20 protein-coding genes are annotated in these 23,253 nt (G+C 58.4%); 11 read left to right on the forward strand and 9 right to left on the reverse strand.

Annotated elements, in window-relative coordinates; all coding sequences use genetic code 11:
- Positions 1–6 precede the first annotated feature (6 nt).
- The 6 genes from K2Q04_RS07085 (at position 7) to K2Q04_RS07110 (ending at position 8,410) form a co-directional block, all read left to right on the forward strand.
- A complete protein-coding gene (locus K2Q04_RS07085; protein ID WP_291161188.1) occupies positions 7–1,362 on the forward strand; it encodes a histidine kinase in 1,356 nt (451 codons plus the stop codon).
- Positions 1,362–1,982, forward strand: a complete 621-nt coding sequence (locus K2Q04_RS07090; protein ID WP_291161192.1) for a response regulator transcription factor — start codon at positions 1,362–1,364, stop codon at positions 1,980–1,982. The genes K2Q04_RS07085 and K2Q04_RS07090 overlap by 1 nt, the downstream gene beginning before the upstream one ends.
- Positions 1,983–2,332: 350 nt before the next feature.
- A complete protein-coding gene (locus tag K2Q04_RS07095; RefSeq protein WP_291161194.1) occupies positions 2,333–4,228 on the forward strand; it encodes a PQQ-dependent dehydrogenase, methanol/ethanol family in 1,896 nt (631 codons plus the stop codon).
- 148 nt (positions 4,229–4,376) lie between these two features.
- Complete coding sequence (locus tag K2Q04_RS07100) at positions 4,377–6,185, forward strand: quinoprotein dehydrogenase-associated putative ABC transporter substrate-binding protein (RefSeq protein ID WP_291161195.1); 1,809 nt, start codon at positions 4,377–4,379, stop codon at positions 6,183–6,185.
- Positions 6,186–6,191: 6 nt separating this feature from the next.
- Positions 6,192–7,397, forward strand: coding sequence for an ABC transporter substrate-binding protein (locus tag K2Q04_RS07105; protein ID WP_291161198.1), 1,206 nt, complete (start codon positions 6,192–6,194; stop codon positions 7,395–7,397).
- Between the two features lie 29 nt (positions 7,398–7,426).
- Positions 7,427–8,410 carry a PQQ-dependent catabolism-associated beta-propeller protein gene (locus K2Q04_RS07110; RefSeq protein WP_366935741.1) on the forward strand — a complete coding sequence of 328 codons (984 nt, stop codon included), beginning with the start codon at positions 7,427–7,429 and terminating at the stop codon, positions 8,408–8,410.
- A gap of 154 nt (positions 8,411–8,564) precedes the next feature.
- Here the strand turns inward: K2Q04_RS07110 and K2Q04_RS07115 are convergent, their stop codons facing one another.
- The 3 genes from K2Q04_RS07115 to K2Q04_RS07125 form a co-directional block, all read right to left on the reverse strand.
- On the reverse strand, positions 8,565–9,038 hold the full coding sequence (locus K2Q04_RS07115; protein WP_291161758.1) for a TonB-dependent receptor: 474 nt from the start codon (positions 9,036–9,038) through the stop codon (positions 8,565–8,567).
- Positions 9,035–9,373, reverse strand: a complete 339-nt coding sequence (locus tag K2Q04_RS07120; RefSeq protein ID WP_291161764.1) for a hypothetical protein — start codon at positions 9,371–9,373, stop codon at positions 9,035–9,037. Before K2Q04_RS07120 ends, K2Q04_RS07115 begins: the two co-directional genes overlap by 4 nt.
- A 511-nt stretch (positions 9,374–9,884) precedes the next feature.
- Positions 9,885–10,769 carry a hypothetical protein gene (locus tag K2Q04_RS07125; RefSeq protein WP_291161204.1) on the reverse strand — a complete coding sequence of 295 codons (885 nt, stop codon included), beginning with the start codon at positions 10,767–10,769 and terminating at the stop codon, positions 9,885–9,887.
- A 402-nt stretch (positions 10,770–11,171) separates the two neighbouring features.
- Between K2Q04_RS07125 and K2Q04_RS07130 the strand changes: the two genes are divergently transcribed.
- Both K2Q04_RS07130 and K2Q04_RS07135 read left to right on the forward strand, forming a co-directional pair.
- Positions 11,172–12,512 carry a PLP-dependent aminotransferase family protein gene (locus K2Q04_RS07130; RefSeq protein WP_291161206.1) on the forward strand — a complete coding sequence of 447 codons (1,341 nt, stop codon included), beginning with the start codon at positions 11,172–11,174 and terminating at the stop codon, positions 12,510–12,512.
- A gap of 20 nt (positions 12,513–12,532) precedes the next feature.
- On the forward strand, positions 12,533–13,534 hold the full coding sequence (locus K2Q04_RS07135) for a carbon-nitrogen hydrolase family protein (RefSeq protein WP_291161209.1): 1,002 nt from the start codon (positions 12,533–12,535) through the stop codon (positions 13,532–13,534).
- A gap of 281 nt (positions 13,535–13,815) precedes the next feature.
- On the opposite strand, the gene K2Q04_RS07140 is transcribed toward K2Q04_RS07135, so the two are convergent.
- The 6 genes from K2Q04_RS07140 to K2Q04_RS07165 form a co-directional block, all read right to left on the reverse strand.
- On the reverse strand, positions 13,816–14,985 hold the full coding sequence (locus K2Q04_RS07140; protein WP_366935742.1) for a succinylglutamate desuccinylase/aspartoacylase family protein: 1,170 nt from the start codon (positions 14,983–14,985) through the stop codon (positions 13,816–13,818).
- A gap of 259 nt (positions 14,986–15,244) precedes the next feature.
- On the reverse strand, positions 15,245–16,033 hold the full coding sequence (locus tag K2Q04_RS07145) for a sulfite exporter TauE/SafE family protein (protein ID WP_291161214.1): 789 nt from the start codon (positions 16,031–16,033) through the stop codon (positions 15,245–15,247).
- Positions 16,030–17,697 (reverse strand): TIGR01244 family sulfur transferase, encoded by a 1,668-nt coding sequence (locus K2Q04_RS07150; protein ID WP_291161217.1) that lies wholly within the window; start codon positions 17,695–17,697, stop codon positions 16,030–16,032. The genes K2Q04_RS07145 and K2Q04_RS07150 overlap by 4 nt, the downstream gene beginning before the upstream one ends.
- Before the next feature lie 17 nt (positions 17,698–17,714).
- Positions 17,715–18,143, reverse strand: coding sequence for a DUF6691 family protein (locus tag K2Q04_RS07155; protein ID WP_291161219.1), 429 nt, complete (start codon positions 18,141–18,143; stop codon positions 17,715–17,717).
- Entirely contained in the window at positions 18,140–18,574 is a 435-nt protein-coding gene (locus K2Q04_RS07160) for a YeeE/YedE family protein (protein WP_291161222.1), read from the reverse strand. Before K2Q04_RS07160 ends, K2Q04_RS07155 begins: the two co-directional genes overlap by 4 nt.
- The gene (locus tag K2Q04_RS07165) at positions 18,574–19,494 is read right to left on the reverse strand and encodes an MBL fold metallo-hydrolase (RefSeq protein WP_291161225.1); all 921 of its coding nucleotides are present in this window, start codon (positions 19,492–19,494) and stop codon (positions 18,574–18,576) included. The genes K2Q04_RS07160 and K2Q04_RS07165 overlap by 1 nt, the downstream gene beginning before the upstream one ends.
- A gap of 84 nt (positions 19,495–19,578) precedes the next feature.
- Here K2Q04_RS07165 and K2Q04_RS07170 point away from each other — a divergent pair, with 84 nt between their 5' ends.
- The 3 genes from K2Q04_RS07170 to katG all read left to right on the forward strand — a co-directional run bounded on the left by K2Q04_RS07170 (position 19,579) and on the right by katG (position 22,882).
- Complete coding sequence (locus tag K2Q04_RS07170; RefSeq protein WP_291161227.1) at positions 19,579–20,217, forward strand: peroxiredoxin; 639 nt, start codon at positions 19,579–19,581, stop codon at positions 20,215–20,217.
- The gene (locus tag K2Q04_RS07175) at positions 20,214–20,624 is read left to right on the forward strand and encodes a metalloregulator ArsR/SmtB family transcription factor (RefSeq protein ID WP_291161230.1); all 411 of its coding nucleotides are present in this window, start codon (positions 20,214–20,216) and stop codon (positions 20,622–20,624) included. Before K2Q04_RS07170 ends, K2Q04_RS07175 begins: the two co-directional genes overlap by 4 nt.
- A 71-nt stretch (positions 20,625–20,695) precedes the next feature.
- Positions 20,696–22,882 (forward strand): catalase/peroxidase HPI, encoded by a 2,187-nt coding sequence (gene katG / locus K2Q04_RS07180; RefSeq protein ID WP_291161233.1) that lies wholly within the window; start codon positions 20,696–20,698, stop codon positions 22,880–22,882.
- Positions 22,883–23,253 lie beyond the last annotated feature (371 nt).

Genomic DNA, 23,253 nt, shown 5'->3' on the forward strand with positions numbered 1-23,253 from the left:
TGCGTCATGTCGCTCCGTCAACGCCTCCTAATGAACGTCGCGCTCGTCCTGGCTCTAAGCCTGTTGATCGGAGCGTTCATGTCCTACTGGCGTGCCGCAGCAAAGATAGAGACCGAGCTGCATTCCGCATTCGTGGTCGGTGAACAGGTGCTGGAGGACGGAGTAAACGGGCTGAAGAGTTCTCCGAACCCCTATCAGAAATTGAGCGGCATCATTGAGCAGTTTAACAATGGACGCCATTTACGTGTGTCGCTTCTCGACATGAGCGGCGCCCGGGTCGTGCAATCGCATCTTGAGACGCCCGATGATCCGGCACCGGCCTGGTTTTACAAACTGCTCGGAGGTTCCCCCGAATCTGCACGGGTTCCGACGCCGCCGAATATTCAGGACTATTCTGCGTTCTTGATCGAGGCGGAGCCCCGCAACGAAGTGCAGGAGGTTTGGGAAGATCTTGCGAACAGCCTGTTCCTTGCGGCGATACTCGCCGGGCTTGTTTCAGCGCTGATCTACTGGACCGTTGAGCGCGAATTGAAGCCGCTCGATCAGTTGCGCCATGCCATCGCCAGAGTAGCGCAGCGCGATTTCAATTTGCGGCTCGTTGAAAGCGGTCCTCGCGATCTCAGGGCGGTTACGAGCGGCTTCAACCACATGGTGGGCCAACTCGAGCAGGCCGAGGCCTCGAAAACGTTGCTCGAAGAGCAGCTGTCGACCGTGCAGGATGAAGAGCGGGCGGAGCTGGCTCGCGATCTTCATGACGAAATCGGACCGCTTTTGTTTTCCGTCGGCCTCGATGCGGCGGCGGTGCAGAAGGCGCTCGGAGACAGCGCAAACCGCGACGTGGTCGAGCGCCTCGATTCCATTCGCGAAGCGGTGGGCCTTAGTCAGAGGCGCGTCCTTCAAATTCTCGGCAGGCTGAGAACCGGAACAGTCGAAGACCTCGGACTTGAAGCGGCCGTCCAGCGTTTGGTCGAATTCTGGACCTCCCGGCATCCGGGCTTGAATGTGCGCACGATTATTCCGGAGGGCGGCGTCAGCGCCGAACTCGATTCCGTCGTCTACCGCATCATTCAGGAGAGCATGAGCAATGCTGTTCGTCACGGCGATACATCGGTGATCGACGCCGCTGTTGCGCTGGAGGGCGACAGTGTCCGCGTATGGGTCGTCGACGATGGAGGCGGCTTGAAGTCAAATCGTTCGGGACACGGACTGACGGGCATGCGCGAGCGGGTCGCCGCGCGCAACGGCACTTTCAACATCGGGAATCGCCCAGACGGCCGCGGCACGCTGGTCGAAGCGCACTTCCCTTATCTTTCTACGACAGCGAGCGCACCGGAATCCTTGAGAACAGGCACGGGGATATGATGAAGATCCTATTGGTCGATGATCACGTTCTGGTCCGCCAAGGCGTCCGCCGCCTTCTCTCGGCGATTCCGAGTGCGGACATTTATGAAGCAGCAACGAGTTATGAGGCGCTCACGGTATTTCGCCAGCAGAGCCCCGATGTCGTTGTGCTTGACATCAGTCTTGCCGGATCGAGCGGCCTCGAACTTCTGAAGCGCTTTCTTATCGAAAACCCCAACGCCAAGGTCTTGATGCTCAGCATGCATGCCGAAGCGATCTATGCCGCGCGCGCCGTGCAGACAGGCGCTCGGGGTTATATTTCGAAAGGCGCGTCCGCCGAGGAGCTGGTAACCGCGGTGCTACGCGTCGGCGAAGGCAAGCGCTATGTAGAGCGGGAAATCGCAACGGACCTCGCTATGAAGCAGTTTTCCGGCGACGGCGATCTTCTTGAGCGCCTGACCATGCGCGAAATCGAAATTCTGAGGTTGCTCGGAGAGGGCAAGAGCCTTTCAGCGATCGCGTCGACCCTCAACGTCGCCTACAAGACCGTCGCCAATGCGTGCAGTCTGATGAAGAACAAGCTCGCGGTCGAGAGAACCGCTGATCTCATCAGAATGGCGCTTGAAATGCGCAAGAATTAGAAGCGCGGCTCGAGCTGAGCAATCCCGATCGCAATGGGAATGCAGACAAAAAACATCGGGAAATCATCCCGTGGTGGCCTGGAGGACTGACACCTAGTGTCCGGTTGCCACGCTTGCGGTGGGGTGGTGTGAAAGCCCGGTCCTCCAGGCTCTCTCGCCATCCTCCGCACTTTTGTCGGACGATGGTCTTGCTGCAAGTCTAACTCGCTTGTTTCGCCACCGGCCGACGCCAAAAGTTGCAACGTAAATTGCTCTCGCTCGTGTGGCCGCAAATTCGAAGCGAACCGGCGTCGAAAGACAACGGTGGGGCAGGGCATGCGTCTGCATCGAACTGATGGAGAGGAAAACCCATGAGCTTCAGGAAATCATTCCTGTTGGCGGGCGGGCTTGCGGTGGCGCTCCTTTGCGGCGCGGCAGTGCCAAGCTTTGCCAACGAGCAGATCGAACAAGCGGCAAAAAATCCGGATCTATGGCCTGCGCCGGGTCGCGACAATCAGCTCACCCGCCACTCGCCGCTTGCCGATATCAACACCGGCAACATCGATAAACTGCAGCTCGCGTGGTCGCAATCGACCGGTGCGTTGCGTGGCCATGAAGGTCAGCCGATTGTCGTCATCCATAACGGCAAGCCGATGATGTATTTCTCGTCCGGTTGCCCGAACATGGCACAGTGCAACATCCTGCAGGCGCTTGACCTGACCGATCCGGACAACCCCGTGCAAGTCTGGAACTACGTCAAGAAGACAGACCGCGACGAGACCGCCGTTCCGCGCGCCTGCTGCGATACTGTTCATCGCGGCGTCAACTATGCGGATGGCAAAGTCATCTATCACACACTTGACGGGTTCGTGATTGCGCTTGATGCGACGACGGGCAAGGAAGTCTGGGTCGTCAAGCATGCGTATCCTGAAAAGGGCGAAACGATCACCGGCCCGACGCTGATCGCCGAGAACCTCGTTATTGCAGGTTTTGGCGGCGACGAATTCGCAGCTCGCGGACGATTGACGGCATACGACATCAAGACCGGTAAGGTCGTGTGGAAGTGCCATTCGACCGGCCCCGACAAGGACGTATGCCTGACGAAAGACACCAACAAAGCGCACCCTGAATACGGCACGGCCGGCTCCGATATCGGCGTATCGAGCTATCCGTCGACGAACGGTGGCGAATGGAAAATCGGCGGCGGGTCGTATTGGGCCTGGGGCAGCTACGACCCCAAGCGCAAGCTCGTCTACTGGTCGACCGGTAACCCGGGCCACTGGAGCCCGTCGTATCGCTGCGGTGCCAAGACCCATGACGAGTGCAACGACGGCAAGTGGGACAACAAGTGGTCGATGACCATTTTCGCCCGTCATGTCGAAGATGGCTCGGTCGCCTGGGCCTATCAGATGACACCGTTCGATCAGTGGGACTATGACGGCGTCAACGAGAACATCCTCGTGGACAATCTCGATGTCGATGGCAAGAAGCAGGACGTTCTCGTTCACTTCGACCGTAACGGCTTCAACTACGTTCTCAATCGCGATGACGGCACGCTGTTGCGCGCCAACAAGTTCGTGACAGTGAACTGGGCCGAGAAGGTCGATCTCAAGACCGGTCGTCCGATCAAGGTCTATGAGCACTCGCCGTTCGAGAAGCATCGTAACGTCCAGGCTTGCCCGTCGGCGATGGGTGGCAAGGATCAGCAGCCTTGCTCGGTCGATCCGAAAGAGCCGAACAAGTTCTATTGCCCGACCAACAACTGGTGCATGGAAGACGAACCGCAGGATCGTACGCATACCCAGCAGGGTACCGTGTACGTCTTCGCCAACGTCTATATGTATCCTGAGAAGCCGGGCGTTACTGGCAAGATCAAGAAGTTCGACATTCTGACCGGCACGGCGGACTGGGAAATTCCCGATCCCTATCCGAACTGGTCGGGTACGCTCAACACCGACGGCGGTCTGATGTTCTACGGTTCGAACAGCGGCCACTTCCGTGCGGTTGATCGCAACACCGGCAAGGTGCTTTGGGAACGCAAGCTTGCTTCCGGCATCATCGGTAACCCGATCGCTTACAAAGTGGACGGCAAAGAGTACATCTCCGTCTTCCAAGGTCTGGGCGGGTGGATCGGCATCCCGGTTACCGCAGGCCTCGACATGGACGACAAGTTCGGCGCGATCGGTGCGACGGCCATGGCGAAAGCCTCGGGCCTCGACAAGATCCCGCAGGGCGGCGTGCTCTCGACCTTCCGGGTCTATCCGTAAGGATGATGTAACTGCAAAGGCGGCGTCCGGACCTCGAACAGGCCGGACGCCATTTCCGTTTACTGCACCGATGTGTGCGCGACATGCGGCCGAGCGGGCTTCGCGGGCTGAACCGAAATTCAACGCAACCCAAAAAGGTCAAAGAATAATGCGTGGCCTGAAGCTTCTTCTTATCAGCGCAGCATTCGCGGCAACGACTACGCCCAGCTTCAGCCGCGACTTGAGCTATCTGAAATCGAAGCCGTTCGATCAGCTCACTTCCGCCGAGCTGTCTGCAGCCAAAGAAGAAGCCAAGAATTTGAAGCTGACGCGCCTGGTTGCCTGCGCCGATCCGGGCAACTTGCCGCTGTCCGACAACAAGAGAGAAGGTTTCGAGAACAAGATCGCGGAAGCCGTCGGCCGCAAGCTCGGTGTCGATATCGCGTTTTTCTGGCGCCCTTACTTGGAGCGCGGTCTGACGCGTGAGACGTTCGATAACCACGAGTGCCAGGTCCTGCTCGGGATGCCGACGGATTACCCCGATCTTCTCACCACCGTGCCCATCTACCGCACGACCTACGTTCTTGCTTATCGCTCGGATAAAGGTCTCGACATCAAGAGCATGGACGATCCTGCCCTCCATCAGCTCAATGTCGGCGTATTCCAGCAGTCGGCGATGCGACAGGTTCTCGCCGATCACGACATCAAGGAAAACGTCGACCTGCAGATCGTGAGCGCCGACGCCGATCTTGAGCCCGAGAAGCAACCTTGGCGGCAGGTCCAGCGCGTCGCCGATGGCAAGATCGACATCGCCGCGGTATGGGGGCCGTTCGCTGGCTGGCTGAAGAAGAAAGGCGAGCCTCTCACCATTCAGCCCGTCAACATGATGGTCGACAATGTTCCTCTTGAGTTTTCTCTCGGATGGGGCGTCCAAAACACTGACGTCGTCCTGAAGCTCAAGATCGACATGGCGATGGAGGACGCCAAAGACGAGATCGCCAAAATTCTGGAAGACTACGGCGTGCCGCTTGTCCAGTGCTCGAACTGCATCATCGAAGGCAGCCTGCCGTCCCACGGTGTCATCCAGGAGACCCAGGGCGCGGCTTATGAGGATCGTTATCTCAAAGTTCAGGAGACCAGCAAGCGGAGTGCGAAAGCGGCACCCGATCAGATCGTCTCGCGCGAACGCCTTGAGGCGTGGCTGAAAGAGGGTGTCGACGTCAACACCGAGTTGATGAACGCCGTCGTTGGCGCAGACGCCGAGCGACTGAAATTCCTCATCGAGAAGGGCGCCGACGTCAATAAGCGAGATCAGCTTGGCGCCTTGCCGCTTGGCTCTGCAGCTAGCATCCGAAGGACGGACCTTATGGAGATCCTGCTCGATGCCGGAGCCAAGGCCGATGCGCAAGATAGTGACGGCATGACCGCGCTTCGTCACGCGATCAACGTCAATCACGTGCCGTCCATCGAACTGCTTGCCAAACGTGGCGCGGACATCGAAAGGGGCACGGAGAAAGGCTACACAGCGCTTGAAGTCGCCCTTGCGGACGGCAAATTTTTCGCAGCGAAGGCCCTCATCGATGCCGGAGCCAAGGTCAACGTCGGCGGCGGTGCCGAGAAGCTGACGCCGTTGATGGTCTGCGCGACACAGCTGCAACCGCAACAGCGTCTCAATCAGCTCGCACACGGACCGACGCCTCTCGTCATAGCCGAGGAACTCATCAAACGCGGCGCGGACGTCAACTCAGCTTCCACCGATGGCGTGACAGCTGTCATGATCGCTGCCGGACAGAACAGCGCGCCGATGATTGGCCTTCTCCTTAGGTCGGGGGCTGATCCAAAAATGAAATCGGCGGCGGGAAAAACCGCCCTCGACATAGCAACTGGCGCGGGCAATGAAGCTGCAGTCGGCGCGTTGAAGTTTCTTACTGGCTCGGGGACCGGGACGCCGGCCAACGAAGTCAAGACAACTCAGTGACATTCCGTGAAAGCGACAGTTCGACGTTTTGTGTGCCTGCTGCCGTTTGTTTTGGCGTTTGCGGCCGGCGCAAGTTCTAACCCCGCGATACCGCTTCAAGTCGAGATCGGATATCTTGGCCGCGACTATCCGGAGCCGCTGCCGATCTCGCTGGTTGAGCCGGTCATCACCGATCAGGGCGTCCAAGGAGCACGGCTTGGCGTCAGCGACAATCTCGCAACCGGTCGATTCCTCAATCAGTCGTATCATCTCGACGAACAGATCACGCCGAAAGATGGCGACATCGTCGCTGACGCCAAGGCGTTGCTGCAGTCGACGCGTCTGCTCCTAGCCGATCTAGAACCGGAGGATCTTCTCCGTCTCGCAGATCTCCCCGAAGCACGTGATGCAGTCATCATCAACGTGCGCACGAGCGACGATGATCTCAGAGGCGTTAATTGCCGCCGGAATGTTTTCCACGTCGCGCCGAGCTGGGCCATGCGCGCAGACGCGCTGGCGCAATACATGGCGTGGAAGCGGTGGAACACCTGGTTTCTTCTGCGGGGCGCCACAAAGGAGGACATTCACTACGCCAATGCAATGAAGCGCGCGGCGAAGAAATTCGGCAGCACCATTGCCGAAGAGAGAACGATCACATTCGATCCGGGTAATCGGCGCTCTGAAACCGGACACCAACAGATTCAAGCGCAAATTCCGATGTTGACGCAGTCTCCGCCGCCGCACGACATCGTTTTCGCCGCCGATACCGACGAGACGTTCGGAGAGTATCTACTCTGGCGAACTTCGGTGCCGAAGCCGGTCGCTGGCACGCACGGGCTCGTCGCCGTCGCTTGGCATCGCGCCTACGAGCAATACGGCGGCGTTCAGCTTCAGAACCGGTTTCTAGCAATGGCCAAAAGACAGATGACGGAGCGCGATTATATGGCGTGGCTCGCGGCGCGCGTTTTTGGCGAGGCGGTTACGCGCAGCGGGAAGGCCGATATCTCGAGTTTGCGCGCGTATTTGCTGTCGAAAGACTTTCAGGTCGCGGGCTTCAAGGGCCAGGGTATGTCGTTCCGCTCATGGGACAGGCAACTCCGTCAACCCATCATCCTGACCGGACCACGCTCTCTCGTCTCGATGTCTCCGCAGGAAGGCTTCCTGCACCAAAAGCATCTGACTGACACACTCGGGATCGATGCGCCGGAAACAGCTTGCAAACTTCCAGGATGAATCGATCAACGCATTGGAGGATGACGACTATGAACAAAGCTGCGACGCGGGCGTTGTGCGCCACGCTGATGCTAAGCGCCGCGCCATCCGCCTTTGCCGATAAGATCTTCGTTTCGAACGAGCGCGATAACACTGTGACTGTCGTCAACAGCGAGACGCTCGAGATCATCAAGAGCATTCCGACAGGAAAGCGGCCGCGCGGTATCGTCATCACGCCGGATTACAAAGAACTGATCGTATGCGTCGGCGACGACAACCGCCTCGATGTCATCGATACCGAAAAGCTCGAGGTTACAAAATCCTATCCGGCGTCCGGTCCAGACCCGGAGCTTCTTGATATCAATCATAAGGGTGATCGCATTTATGTCGCGAATGAAGACGACGGGCTGGTCACTGTCATTGACAGGTTCACGGGCCAAGCAATCACCGAGATTCCTGTCGGCGTAGAGCCGGAGGGAATGGCGGTCTCGCCGGATGACGGCCTCGTCGTGAATACGTCAGAACAGACGAGCATGGCGCATTTTATCGATGCGAAGACCAATCAGGTCTTGGCCAACATCCTCGTCGATACCCGGCCGAGGGAGGCGACATTCACCAAAGACGGCAGCGAGGTCTGGGTTTCGGCGGAGGTGGGTGGCACGGTCTCCATCATCGACACAAAGTCGTTCCAGATCAAAAAGAAGCTCACGTTTGATGTGTCCGGTATTCGCCCCGAACTGATGCAGCCAATAGGCATTCGCTTCACAAACGACGGCAAAACGGCATTTGTTGCGCTCGGACCGTCGAACAGGGTCGCCGTCGTCGATGTGGCGACGCATGAAATCAAAAGCTACATCCTCGTCGGACAGCGGCCTTGGCATCTCGCCCTGAAGCCTGACGGTACCAAGCTTTACGTCGCCAATGGCATGACGAACGACGTGACGGTTATCGATGTAGCGACGCTCAAGGCGGAAAAGTCGGTTCGCGTCGGGCGCCTCCCGTGGGGCGTCGCTGTCAAGCCGGATGCGAAATAGGCGTTTTTGCCGACTCGACGCCTTCGTCTTCGCACGAAAAAGAAAAGCGGCGGCCGTTGCCGAGCCACCGCTTGCTACTCAATCGAGAGACGGGTTTGTACTCGATTGATAGAATGCTATCGAGACGCCCGCCGAAGCCGGCGCCTGTCTGCGATCAGAACCTGACCTTCACGCCGCCATAGGCCGCGAAGGGAATGGCTGGTGTGATCGTCCGTGCGTTGTCTGGATCATATTTCAAGCCTTTGAGAGAGGGGTCAGGCCCACCTGAACCACCTTCGCCGGGTCCAGCTTCTTGAGCGAGCTCAGTATTGAAGTATGTCCCATAGACGCCGTACTGCTGATCGAACAGGTTCTCGATCAGTCCGTAGACCTGGATATGGTCGGTGACGTCGTAGGACGTATGTAGGTTGACTTTGACGCAGCCTGGCAGCGGCCGGTCATGGTTGCCTTCGTCGCCGTAGAAGATCTGGTCGCTGGCAGCGATCAGGTCAGAGCCGAAGGTCCACTTAGGCGTCAGCTTATAGTCGAAGCCGGCCTTGAAGCGATGGCGCGGAACGCCGGGCATACGGTTGCCGGGCCGGATGGTGAGGCAAGTGGGAATCTCATCATCGATCTCGCTAGGGTCTATAGGGCAGGGCGTTTCCTCATGCGGACAGCGAAGACCGGACCTGTCGGCGCTGCGCCATCTTCCGCGACCGCCGGCTCCGTGCCAGGGGCAGGTGGCGGCCCCGCCTGTTGAACGGGTTGCTGCTTGGCTTTCCGCGCGGCCTTCTTTGGCTTCGCAGTTGTTTTCTGCTGCTGCTGCTGGATAACCTCCACATCGGGAAGTTTTTGCCCCGGCTGAGATTCGTTGGCAGCGGGCGGCGGCTGTGGCGTTGCGCTTCCTGCATCCTGAGCCATGGCGCCGGGTGCAGAGAGGCACGCAAGCGTTGCCGTCGCGACACATATTTTTAATGACTTCATCGGTCCTTCCCCCGCGATACTCTCCCCCAGAGTTCCCTTTCCGGCGCGATCACGGCATTGCCGGTTGATCAGGCGCTTTCGGAAAGGGGTGCGAGATCAGATATTTGGCGTTTTTATTGCGCCTTATGCTGAAGTCGCATGCATAGGGTCGGCAATTCCACTCACGGGATGGAATTCCAAAGAATGCCGAAAGGTCGGGATTTGCTCCCGCCGAGATGGGCTAAAACGGAAGCGCCGTCTGTTTGTGGAAGTGAGCGCGCGCTCGTTTCAGGCGCCAAATGTACGCATGCTGCGGCCGAAGGTTCTACGTCCTTTGCCTGATTGCGTTTGGGTCGATCACTTTCGGCACGCTCCGCATGGAGAGCGTCCTTCTCGATGTCGATCCACAACGCGGGCAGCCCTTCGTGCAACTGTCCGATGGATCGGTTCGAAACGACTTCACCTTCGACGACGCTAAATGGGACGGAGTGTCATGGACGCCCGAGATCTCATCTTTCTCAACAAAAAAACCTTAGCCGGCTGGATCGTTTCGATCTGGAAGGTTCTGCGGCACGCGCTGATTCATCCAGTGGACGCCGTCTAAAATCCCACCAAAGGGATAGAGATGATAGTGGATCGCTCCCAGATCTTGATCCTTGATGCCAGTAGTGAGGTCTTTCCAGTAGCGGTCAGCGACAGAGCGGCGAAGCAAGTGGGACAATGACTGGCCATATCGCCTCGCTATCAGTGAGGATGTCGCCACTCCAAACTGCCTGGCAAACCGAAGGAGTGTGGAAACATCTGCGGGGCCGGGGACGCCGATACGTACAAGCGCTTCGATGCCTTCAGTGCGCAGCTGTCCGATCCATCGAACGACCGCATCGGTATCGAACCCAAATTGCGTCGTTATCTCCACAGTGCAGCCTGCATCCCGGAGAAAGGCGTACTTCCATTTGAGGGACTTCTGAAGGGTATCGGCATCAATCTTCGAGTGCCCTTCGGGATATCCTACGATCCCGACATGGCGAATACCGTAACGTTGCACCACACCGCTTCGAAGAATGGCTAATGCATCTTGGAACGGACCTGCCGGGCTAGAGGGGTCGCCGCCCACGAAGATGAAGCGTGATGGACGGGCTTCGGTGATCAGCCTTTCAAGCAGGGTATTGAGGTCATTCTCGGATCGCAGACGGCGCGACGAGATGATCGGGACGGGCTCGAATCCGCAGGCTCGTATTATCCGGGCCGCATTCACACGTTGCGAATGATTTTCATTTCCCAGGAATGCAATGTTGATCGGCGTTCCCGCTGGAATCACCGATGCTGACATCTCTACCTGTCTGATGTCCTTGCCAGTAACCTCCAGCGCGTACACCTCTGCTTTTTGCTGATTGCTCCTGTGCCTTGCATCAAGCATCGCTATCGCCTGAATTCTCCGAAAATTAGTCCCGCAACTTGTTGAGCACGCTGTCGAACGCACCCGCATCGGCACGAGCATTTAGCCCGGCCCATTTCCGCCGCCGCAGTCGTTACATTCGTTGGGATGGATCAGGAGCATCGGGGAAGGCATTCACGCAATCCATGCAGTTCTCGGTGAGGGCTTAGTCATGCGTTCGCACCCCTGAAGCGCGTCGCATTGGGGAGGAAAATAAAGGTTTGAATTTCGCCGATTTGCGCCGGTGCCCTTTGGCGGAGGTCATCCAAACTGACATCCCCCACTTTTCATTATATGCATACATTCTATATGGATTGTATGTCAATAAACCATACAGCTTGAGGGGCTTGGATGTGGAAGCCGAGGCTGATCGAGACTGCTCGGATGAAATATCTGGGCATTGTCGAGGCGTTGGAGGCAGATGTCCGGTCAGGCCGCGTTGCGCGGGGTGACCGCTTGCCGGCCCAGCGTGTCATCGCCGAAGCCTTGGGGGTCGACCTCACCACCGTAACGCGAGCTTTTACCGAGGCGCGTCGTCGGGGGTTGGTCGAAGCGCAAGCGGGTCGCGGAACCTTTATCAGCCGGACGCTCGATGGCGAGGCTGGTGCCCAGCCTCAGCCGTCGCTCGATCTGAGCATGAACATACCGCCCCCGCCGGCTTCGATCGATTTCCGAAGCATCATCCCGAAAGCGATAGCGGAAGTTCTAGGAAGTTCAAAAGGACTGCTAAATCTCAACTATCAGGAAAGTACGGGTGCGGAACCCGATCGCGTGGCTGCTGCCAACTGGCTTGCTCCGCGGATCAAGACAACATCCGATCGAATCGTAGTGACGGGTGGAGCGCAATACGCTCTTTTCGGGATTTGCGAGTTGCTACTGTCGCGAGACGACGTCGTCGCCGCAGGTGGGATGACCTTTCCAGGCCTGAAGGCGATCGGTTTTCATAAGGGGCTCGCTCTTGAGCCCTTGGAAATGGATGAGCAGGGCATCATTCCGGGGTCTTTCGAAAAAGTCTGCCGGGAGAATACACCGAAAGCCCTCTATGTCGTTCCAAACCTCGACAACCCGACAACCTCTACTTTACCGGAAGATCGACGCAGGGCTCTCGTCGAGATCGCTCGAAAGCACCGTGTGATTATTATTGAAGATGACCCCTATGGCCCACTGATGGCTGAAAGCAGGGTCACGCTGGCGGAACTTGCGCCTGATATCACATGGCATATCGAAACACTCTCGAAATGCGCTACGCCTGCCTTCCGCGTGGCCTATGTCGTCGCGCCGAGCGCCACATTGGCATTGCGTTTTGCCGGCATACAGCGCGCCACCATCATGATGGCGCCTCCCCTGATGTCCGCGCTGGCCAGCCGTTGGATCGCTGAAGGCGTTCTGGAGGACATCGCAGCGTCAATCCGGACAGAGAGCGTCGAGCGACAAAAGTTGGCGTCGGCAATTTTTAAAGGACTCGATTTCGCTGCCGACCCCAATGGTTATCACCTCTGGATGCGCCTGCCGGATCACTGGCGTGCTCCCGATTTCGCCGAATATGCTGATCGCGTGGGGGTTTCGATCGTGCCAAGCTCCGCCTTCGCGATCGTCTCCAACCCAATTGAAGCTGTTCGAATTTCTTTGGGCGTCGCGCCTGACCGTGGCGATCTCGAGGATGGTCTGACCCTGCTCGCAAATCTGATTTCACAACCATCGCTTGGTGCAAAAGCCGTTGTGTAGTTGTTTGAAAGATTATTCCGATGTCCACGATCATCAAAGCGGCTGTCGTTCAAGCTGCACCTGTCCTCTTCGATACACCGAAAACTCTCTCCAAGCTCGCCAACCTCACACGCGAGGCAGCCGGTAAGGGGGCGGAACTGGTGGTGTTCCCCGAAGCATTCGTCGGTGGATATCCGAAGGGCCTCGATTTCGGGGCTCGGTTGGGAATGAGAAGCCTAGAGGGCCGGGAGGATTTCCGGCGCTACCACGAGAGCGCAATCGATCTTCCGGGGCCTGAAGCCGCCCGTCTCGGCGAAATCGCCCGCGACAACCGGATCCATCTCGTCGTCGGCATTATTGAGCGCGATGGCGGGACGCTCTATTGCACCGCAGTGACGTATGCTCCTTCGGGTGAACTTATCTCCAGGCATCGCAAACTGATGCCGACGGCACTCGAACGATTGGTCTGGGGTTTCGGGGATGGTTCGACAATCGGCGTCGTGGATACGCCTCTCGGGCGCATAGGCAGCGTCATCTGCTGGGAGAACTACATGCCGCTCTTGCGTACGGCTATGTACGCCCAGGGTATCGAGCTTTACTGTGCACCAACAGTCGACGATCGTGACACTTGGCTGCCGACCATGCGCACGATCGCACTGGAAGGGCGGTGTTTCGTGATCTCCGCATGCCAGTATTTTACGCGGGGCGACGGACCACCAGATTACCGACCCATCCACGGAGACAACCCGGAGACCGTCCTTATTCGGGGCGGCTCCTGCATCGTCGACCCTCTCGGCAATATTCTTGTCGAACCCGATTTCACTGGAGAAACAATCCAGGTCGCGGAACTGGACCGGCGGATCATTGCGCGTGGCAAGTACGATCTTGACGTCGTAGGCCACTATGCCCGTCCTGATATTTTCCGGCTCTCCGTCGACACCAGGGCCAAGCCCGTCGTCGCTTTCACACGGTCTCCTAACCCTTCCATGGATGAAGCCGGGACAGAGCCTGACGTGCCCGAGGCGTCGAAATGTTCGGACTAACTGCTCTCGAGCTGGCACGCGTCCAGCCGCGCCGCGTCGGCTGGCTCCTGGTTCACAGTGCGGGACGATCTATTCCTCGTCTCGGCCTTTGCGCGCCTTAAGGTTGGCACCAAAGATGATCGTGCTCTCTGACAATCTTGTCGAAGTCGCGTTGGCGAACTATGCAGCGGGTACGGAGTGTGAGACTCGCGGGGAATTTTCCCGCGAGTCTGGAAGATCAGCCATCCTTTGCACCGCCCCCACCCTGCTAAACGCAAGCCATAAAGAGACCGGCGGAGCCATTACTCGGGGTAAGACTTTTCGCTGTATTGCTGCGCGCCGCTACGTACGGGCGTACCGGGCCGGCTGAATAGGATGAATGCCAGAACGTTGCCGGGATCCGACGAAGCGTCAGTGCGATGGGCTGCCAATCTGCCACTCACTTCGGTGGTATATTCTGCGACCACCTCGCCAAACATGTTTCGCTGTACGGCGATCGTCTGACCGGCTTTGACGTCATCGTCGAGCTTTGCATGAAACTCAACCAAGCCGCCATGCGTCGCGATGATCGGAAACGCGGCGTCGCCGATGAGCATGTTTGCGTCCGCCGCAGTACGGCCAATGGGCCCGCTTAGCACCCCGTAGTGTTTCAGTACATTCAACGTGCCTTCAACAAACAGGGCGATCATATCTCTATCAAGGACACGGGCCGCGCCAACTTCAGGCGTGAAGCACGGGATGCCGACATCGACAAACGCATTGTGTAGAACGCCTGGATAAGCTGGATCATCCCACATCAACCCAACGGGAAAGAGGTCCGCCATGGTCTTCACGTCGGGTAACCGGCGATCGCCGATGATAAAGGCGGCAACTTCCAGACCGGTCGTCCCGGTGTGGAAGTCAATCGCGAAGTCAGAGTTCGGCCTCAAGAGGCGGTTGAACAATAGGCCTGCGTGACGGTTTGTGGCACTCGCGCCATTCTCGTCTCCCGGCCACTCCCGATTCATATCGATGAGATCGGTACCGCGCCCCGAATTCGGCCACCGGCGCTGCATGCTTTCTATCGCCGGGCGCGCAATGTCTAGAACTGCCATGACAGTCCCGGACATCTGCGTGGGATCGAGCCGATCGATCACGGTTTGGACCGTTTGGATCGAACTCATCTCGTCGCCGTGAACGCCACTGGTCAGCGTGAATCGCTTTCCGGGTCGAATGCCCCTGGCAACGGCGACCGAAACATACCAAGGCTGGCCGCCGGGCGTCTGCACGCCCTGAAAATAGAGAAAATGTTTTGTGCCAGGCTCAAGGTCGGTGACGTTCAGTCGACTGACAACTTTCTTTCCCTGGACAGACTCACCTGTGTAAACGGTTCCTGTCGCTGAGCCACGCGTCTCCGTTTTCTCTTTGTGATCCGCACTGCCAGATTCACTGGCTAGGATGGTGGTCGTGCCAACGGCAATCGAACTCGTCATAAAATCGCGACGATCAATCTTGTCAGGCGACATAGCAGCGGCCTTTCATTGATGGATGCGATAGTCAAATGGCCGACCATTCTCGGGTGGCGATGGCGGAGCAATTATGAATAACAGGTGCCAAGCAATTTTTTGCATGGCGCGCATTATCAAGATTAACCGGCTGTGAAACGGGTATCCATCCAGCGGGCAAATCGAGTCCGTTATCCGGAACCCGGTGATGATAAGCGAGGTGCCCCAGGCCTCGCGATCGCTCTTTTTACAAGCCGATCGCGGGAAGACTTTTCCAGATCATGTATGCTGCGACCACGAAGATGAGTGCAGCGAATACGGTCGTCAGCATGCCGCGCTCTTTCGCTAGGTGAGTGGCAACGCGGGTGCCGGCCCATCCTCCGGCGATGCCGCCTGCGATGAATACGAGTGCGAGCGGCCAGTCGATGAGACCGGAATAGGCATAATTTATCGCGGTCGTGAGTCCGAACGCGGTGACGGCAATCAGCGATGTGCCTATAGCATTCAGTATCGGCATCCCCGTCGAACCGACGAGACCCGGCACGATGAGAAAGCCGCCGCCGATCCCGAAGAATCCGGAGAAGAGTCCGGTGCCAAGGCCGTAGCTGAGAACCTTCGGAGCTTTTTCACGATTGCATTCGGCGCCAGGGTTACCTGGATTGCCACGCCCCTTCAGCATCAGAACACCGATGAGCACCATGACCATCGCAAACAGAATGAGGAGCTTGTGGCCGTCCACCGCCTTGCCCATGGTCGAACCGAGCAGTGCGCCGATCACGCCGGAGGCCGCATACATTCCGCCGCAGCGCCATTTCACAGTGTGCGCGCGGGTATGACCTATGAGTCCTGTTGCTGCATTTACGGCGACGGCGAACGCGCTCGTTCCAATGGCGATGTGCGGGTTGGAAACGCCCACGAGGTAAACGATCAGTGGCACAGCGAGTATGGATCCACCGCCACCGACAAGAGCAAGCGTGAAGCCGACCACTGATCCCGAAGCGGCGCCGAGGAAATATTGCAGAGGCTCGAGCGTCACGCCGGCTCCTCGATGAGGTGCGGATGAACCATCCATTCGCGCCCCTTGAGCATCCCGCGCCAATAGATCGGCGGCAGAAGTCTCTCTTTGAGGAACCATGCGGTACGGCTCGGGCGCGTGCCGTCGATCAGCCAAGTCGGGAAACTTGGAAGCAGCTTGCCGCCATATCCAAATTCCGCGAGCACGATCTTGCCGCGTTCGACTGTGAGAGGGCAGGAGCCATAGCCATTGTAATCTGCGACTGGCTCTTTGCCCTCAAGCACTGCCAGCGCGTTGACCGCAACCACGGGCGCTTGTTTGCGGGCTGCGGCGGCTGTCTTCGCATTGCTCGTTCCTGCCGCGTCGCCCAAGGCAAAGATGTTTGGATAGCGAACGTGCTGCAACGTCGCCTGATCGACTTCGATGAAGCCACTGGGACCTGCAAGTGGGCTGTTGGCAACGAACTCGGGCGCCACTTGGGGCGGTACGGCATGAAGCAGGTCGAATGATCGCTCGATGCGCTGAACGGAGCCATCGGCGGTCTTGCTTTCGAGGGTCGCTATTTTCCTTTGGCCATCGACCGCAACCAGCTTTGATTCCAGGCGCAGGTCTATGCCGTATCGTTCGATGTAGTTTTTGAGCGCCGGCACATAGGCTGGAACGCCGAAAAGCACCGTGCCGGCGTTATGAAATTCGACGTCGATATCCTGAAGTACGCGGGCGTCACTCCAGATGTCGCAAGACAGGTACATCGCCTTTTGCGGTGCGCCGGCGCATTTGATCGGCATCGGCGGTTGAGTGAACAGCGCGCGACCGCGGCGGAATTCTCGCACCAGCCGATAGGTGTAAGGCGCCAGATCGTAGCGATAGTTGGACGTCACGCCGTTGGAGCCGAGCGCTTCAGCAAGACCCGGTATGGCGTCCCAGGCGAGCTTGATGCCCGGGGCGGCGACGAGCACGTGATATTTCACGATGCCTCCATCGGCGAGCTGGACCTGGTTTTGCTCAGGCAGGAACCCGGTGACGGCCGCCTGAATCCATTCGACGCCTTTCGGAATGACGCTCGCTTCGCTGTGCCGCGTCTGCTCGGGCGAGAACACGCCGGCACCGACCAACGTCCAGCCCGGCTGATAGTAATGGGTCTCTGCAGGATCGATGACGGCGATGGAGATTTTCCGGTTGCGCTTGCGCAAGCTCGCCGCTGTAGCAATTCCAGCCGATCCGCCGCCGACGATGAGAATGTCGTAGGTCATCGCGCTGGCTGCTTTAGCGCGTCGCTCGAGCGCCGGCATGATGGAGCTTAGGTCGTAGCCTGCGCGCTTCGCGGCTTCGATCGCGGCTACAGGCTCTTTCGGATCGGAATCGGCTAACGCCCACAGCGTCGCCGAACGCGTGCCGCTTCGGCAGAAAGCCAATACCGGGCGAGGGAGATGCGCGAGTGCATCCCGCATCGCGTCGGCATCGTTGCTCGTGATCTGCCCCGCGACGACAGGCACATGCGCGAACGCCATGCCTTTGCTTTCGGCAAGGCGGGACATGTCCGACGCCGTGGGTTGTCCTTTCTCTTCGCCATCGGGCCGATTGCATACGATCGAGCGGAAGCCCATCTTTGCGGCGTCGGCAATGTCTGCTTCCGTCAATTGCGGCGCGACCGAGAACGACGGGCTGAGTTCCTTGAAGGACATGAAAAAAATCTCCTGACTTACGCTCGGCTCGCGCTTCGCGCTGGAAAAATGAGGCTGTGAATTCGCATGCCCACAGCCATGGCTAATACAAAGAGGAGCGCCGACATCGGCTGGACCGCGAGGGCTGCTACGCCGGGGCCAGGGCAAATGCCGCCAATACCCCAACCGATTCCGAAAATCGCCGCACCGCTGATCAATCGCCAATCGACGTTGCTCGTCGAAGGAAAGCTATTCGAAGCGAGCGTCTTTGGGCTGCGCTTCAATATCTGCCAAGCAATTGCCATCGGCAGCAGCGCGCCGCCCATGACGAAGGCCAAGGTGGGATCCCAATTGCCGGTCACGTCGAGAAACGCGCGGACTCTCGCCGGATCGATCATTCCGGATATCGCGAGACCCGCGCCAAAGAGTACGCCGCTGAGCAAGGCGAGTAGGTTCTCTCTCGTCATGGGGATAATCCTAGCAGTCGCATCATCGTGACCGTGATCACGCCTGCGCTCATGAAGGTGAGCGTCGCGAAGATGGAGCGTTTAGAAAGCCGGGAAAGGCCGCAAATGCCATGCCCGCTCGTGCAACCCGATCCGAGCTGCGTGCCGAAGCCGACGATCGCACCTGCAATGAGCAGATAGGCCGGAGCGGGGAAGTTGGCGTTCACGCCGACGACAAGTTCAACCAATCCGGCCCCAATGGGCAAGCCGATGATGAAGGCCAACGCGAGCTGTCGCGGCGTTTGACCGGGCGATATGCCGAGTGCCCGTGCGAACAGTCCGCTGACGCCGGCGATGCGCCCGTTGCCGAGCAACATGATTGCGGCGGCGAGGCCGATGAGAAGTCCGCCGACGAGGCCCTCTACGGGGGCAGCCTGAGGAAAGCCTGGCATCACAGCACGTTCAGCGGGAGCTTCAGATAGCGAGTGCCGTTCTCCTCAGCCTCTGGAAGGCGCCCGCCGCGCATGTTGACTTGGACCGAAGGCAGAATGAGCTTGGGCATCGCGAGCGTCGCGTCGCGGGTTGTCCGCATGGTCACGAATTCGTCTTCGCTCACGCCTTCGTGCACGTGGATGTTGCCGGTTCGCTCGGCGCTGACCGTCGTTTCCCAGGCATATTTATCCCGCCCCTGAGCCTTGTAGTCGTGGCAGAGGAAAAGACGCGTCTCTCCCGGCAGCTGCAAGAGCCGGCGTATCGATTGATAAAGCTGATGGGCATCGCCGCCGGGGAAATCCGCGCGGGCGGTGCCGTAATCGGGCATGAACAACGTGTCGCCCGTGAAGACCGCGTCGCCGATGACATACGCCATGTCGGCCGGCGTGTGTCCCGGTACGTGGAGCGCAATGGCCTCGATCTCTCCGATCTGAAAGCGGTCGCCATCGGCGAACAGTCGATCGAACTCCGATCCGTCGCGTTCGAACTCAGTCCCGACGTTGAAGATTTTGCCGAAGACGTTCTGGACGCGAATGATCTCGCGTCCGATCGCCAGTTTGCCTCCGAGCACATTCTGCAGATACGGCGCGGCCGAGAGGTGATCGGCGTGCGCGTGCGTTTCCAGCAGCCACTCGACCTTCAACCCGGTGGCGCGGACATAGGCAATGATCGCATCCGCTGACTTCGTATCCGTACGGCCAGCCGCTTGGTCGAAATCCAATACGCTGTCGATGATCGCCGCTGCACGGGTGGCAGGATCATGCACGACGTAGCTCACCGTGTTCGTCGGTTCGTCGAAGAAGGCCTGGATAGCGGGTTTCACTGCGGATTCGCGTAAACTGCGGATCAAGGCGTCGGCTTGACTGACAACGGGGTCCATGGGCTATAGCTCCTACGAATTCATAATTTATGTAATTGTGTATTTTGCTTGCGTCAAGTGGGTGTGCTGTGGCAAGGAGGCGCCATGGAAAACACAGTGACGACGGGCGATAGGCCTCTTCGAATTGGAGATTTGGCGCCCAATTTCCGGGCGCGCACGACCCAAGGCGAGGTGACCCTCGATCAGTTTCGCGGAAGATGGGTGGTGTTCTTCTCACACCCCGCCGATTTCACGCCGGTGTGCACGAGCGAATTCGTGGCCTTGGCCAAGGCGGCGCCGCGGTTTGCCGAGATGGACTGCGCCTTGCTCGGGTTGTCGGTTGATAGTCTGTTCTCTCATGTCGCGTGGTTGAATGCGATCAGGGAGCTATCCGGTGTCGAGGTTCCGTTTCCTGTCGTCGAAGATCCGTCGATGGCGATCGGGCGTGCTTACGGGATGCTCGATGAAAAGGCGGCGGATTCGTCTGCCGTTCGCGCGGTCTATTTCATCGATCCCAAAGGGGTTATTCGCGCCATGAACTGGTATCCGATGAGCGTCGGACGATCGGTCGACGAGATGCTGCGTATGGTGGCTGCGCTTCGGCGCTCGCAGAGCGGAGACGCGCTTACTCCTGCCGATTGGCAGCCCGGCGACGATGTTTTGGTGCCGCCCGTCGTTCCCCAGGGCCGCCTGACGGCGGCTCTACCGCACGACTGGTTCTATCGTTTGAAAGCAGACAGATGACTACGCTTTTCGAATCTCGTGAACTCGCGGATGCGGCGACTGAAAAAATTCGTGTCTTCGCGCAGCCGCAGCGTCTGATGATCCTTTCTTATCTCCTCGGCGGCGAGCGGGGCGTAGCGGAGATCGAGAAAGCAACGGGCATTGGTCAGCCAACGCTCAGTCAGCAACTTGCGGAGCTTCGCCGTGCCGATCTTGTCGTCACGCGTCGCGAAGCTAAGCTTGTTTACTATCGCCTGGCTGGCGATAACGTGGTGCTTTGCGTGCGAACGCTGGAAGCGATGTTTGGTCGTGATGAGAGCGTCGGGCCGGCAGAGCGACAGGATCAGCAGAGCCTGCGCGCCGTCAAAACCGAGGCTCCGACCGTGGAGGTTTCCACCGGAGCAGCGGCCTTCGCGAGGATTATTTGAGTATTGGTTTCACTAGGCATCATCTAGTAATAGATGGCGCGTCTGGCCAAGTTGGAAATAATGAGAGTGACATGAACGAACTTGCTAAGTGTCCGGTGCACGGAACGCCGAAAGGTAAAACGCTGCGTTCCCGATCGAATTTCGATTGGTGGCCCGACCACCTCGACCTTAGGATCCTTCACGGCAACAGTTCGTTGTCCGATCCGATGGGAAATGGTTTCGATTACTCGGCCGAGTTCAAATCGCTCGATCTCGATGCCGTCATCAAAGACCTGCATGCGCTGATGACGGATTCGCAAGATTGGTGGCCAGCTGACTTCGGCCACTACGGCGGTCTTTTCATTCGCCTAGCGTGGCATAGCGCCGGTACGTACCGCATCACCGACGGACGAGGCGGTGCGGGCGGTGGCCAACAGCGATTCGCTCCTTTGAACAGCTGGCCGGACAACGCCAACCTCGATAAGGGCCGCCGTCTGCTTTGGCCTATCAAGCAGAAGTATGGACGCAAGATCTCGTGGGCTGACCTCTTTGTCCTCAGCGGCAATGTCGCTTTGGAGTCTATGGGTTTCAAAACCTTCGGCTTCGCTGGCGGCCGGGTGGATACCTGGGAACCGGAAGAGCTGTACTGGGGGCCCGAAGGGACTTGGCTCGGTGATGAACGCTACAGCGGCGAGCGTGAGCTGAGCGAACCCCTTGGCGCAGTCCAGATGGGGCTGATCTACGTCAATCCTGAAGGACCGAATGGAAATCCGGACCCGATAGCGTCGGCAAGGGACATCAGAGAAACGTTCTTTCGCATGGCCATGAACGATGAGGAGACCGTTGCCCTCATTGCCGGTGGCCACACGTTCGGAAAAACGCATGGCGCGGGCGATCCGTCGTTCATTGGCGCGGACCCGGAAGCGGCAGCTATCGAGAATCAGGGTCTCGGCTGGAAGAGCTCTTATGGTACCGGCTTTGGTGCCGATGCGATCACCGGCGGGCCCGAAGTGACGTGGTCGCAGACTCCGACGAAGTGGAGCAACTACTTCTTCGAGAATCTTTTCAAGTACGAATGGGAGCTCGAGAAAAGTCCCGCCGGAGCGTTCCAATGGCGAGCAAAGAACGCGGAAGCGTCAATTCCCGATGCATACGACCCAAAGAAAAAGCATGTGCCGACCATGCTGACGTCGGATCTCGCGCTTCGCTTCGATCCCGCCTACGAAAAGATCTCACGCCGTTTCTATGAGAATCCGGACCAGTTCGCCGATGCATTCGCTCGCGCGTGGTTCAAACTTACCCATCGCGATATGGGACCGGTTTCCCGCTATGTGGGGCCTTTGGTTCCAAAAGAGACGTTGATCTGGCAGGATCCTATCCCGGCAGTCGATCATGAACTTGTGAGTGAATCGGATGTCGCGGATCTCAAAGCGAAAATCCTTGCGTCCGGCTTGACGGTTCAACAGCTCGTCTCGACTGCATGGGCTTCGGCCTCGACGTATCGCGGTTCCGACAAGCGCGGCGGTGCTAACGGCGCACGTGTTCGGCTTGCGCCGCAGAAGGACTGGGAGGTCAACCAGCCGGCGCAGCTCGCGCTGGTGTTGTCAAAGCTGCAAGCGGTTCAGACGACATTCAACGGCGCTCAAAAGGGCAAGAAGGTTTCGCTCGCGGACTTGATCGTTCTGGGCGGTTGTGCGGCGGTTGAAAAGGCTGCAAAGGACGCCGGCGTCAACGTCTCCGTTCCCTTCGCACCCGGCCGTACAGATGCGTCTGAGGATCAGACAGACGTTCAATCCTTCGCGCCACTCGAGCCGCGCGCTGATGGATTCCGGAACTACATCAGTAACAAGCATCAATTCATGACGCCGGAAGAAGCGCTGGTCGATCGCGCGCAATTGCTCGGCCTAACGGGGCCGGAGATGACGGTGATCCTTGGAGGCTTGCGCGTTCTCGATGCGAACGTCGGTCAGTCGAAGCACGGAGTGTTCACGAAGTCGCCGGGCACGCTGACGAATGACTTCTTCTTGAACTTGCTGGACATGGGTACGGAATGGCAGCCGGCAGGCGAGAACTTGTTCGAAGGGCGGGATCGCAAGACGAAGGCGGTCAAGTGGACCGCAACGCGCGTCGATCTCATTTTCGGGTCGCATTCGCAGCTTCGCGCATTTGCGGAGGTCTATGGATGTGCCGATTCTCGAGGCAAGTTCGTTAGCGACTTCGCATCAGCATGGGCCAAAGTGATGAATGCCGACCGTTTTGACATTCATACGAAAGCCTAGAGGCATCGCACGGTTGTTACCACCATGAAGACCTCGACAAAGGCCGCCGTACGCGCGCAGGAAGTTGGCCTCGAGGTGACGTCTTAGATGCCGGCGGAAATTGATCTCGTCTAAGATCAGATCCGAAATCATCAAAAGAAGCGGTCGACACCTACTCGTCGGCCGCTTTTTTTGTGGGAGCGCTGGGTCCGAATCTACGATTTGGCGACGCCCTTGCGGCGACTGACCGGAACCGCCAGAAATTCGTCCTTCGACTGAGTTCTCCGTAGACTTGGGCGGGCGGGTCGAAGAGTCCGTCAGCCCATCTCGACACGTCGTTCCAGTCGGTGAATTCTGAAAATTGGACCAACGAAACAGAGTGTGGTCGGGCG

Source organism: Hyphomicrobium sp., assembly GCF_019753045.1.
Taxonomy (GTDB): domain Bacteria; phylum Pseudomonadota; class Alphaproteobacteria; order Rhizobiales; family Hyphomicrobiaceae; genus Hyphomicrobium_B.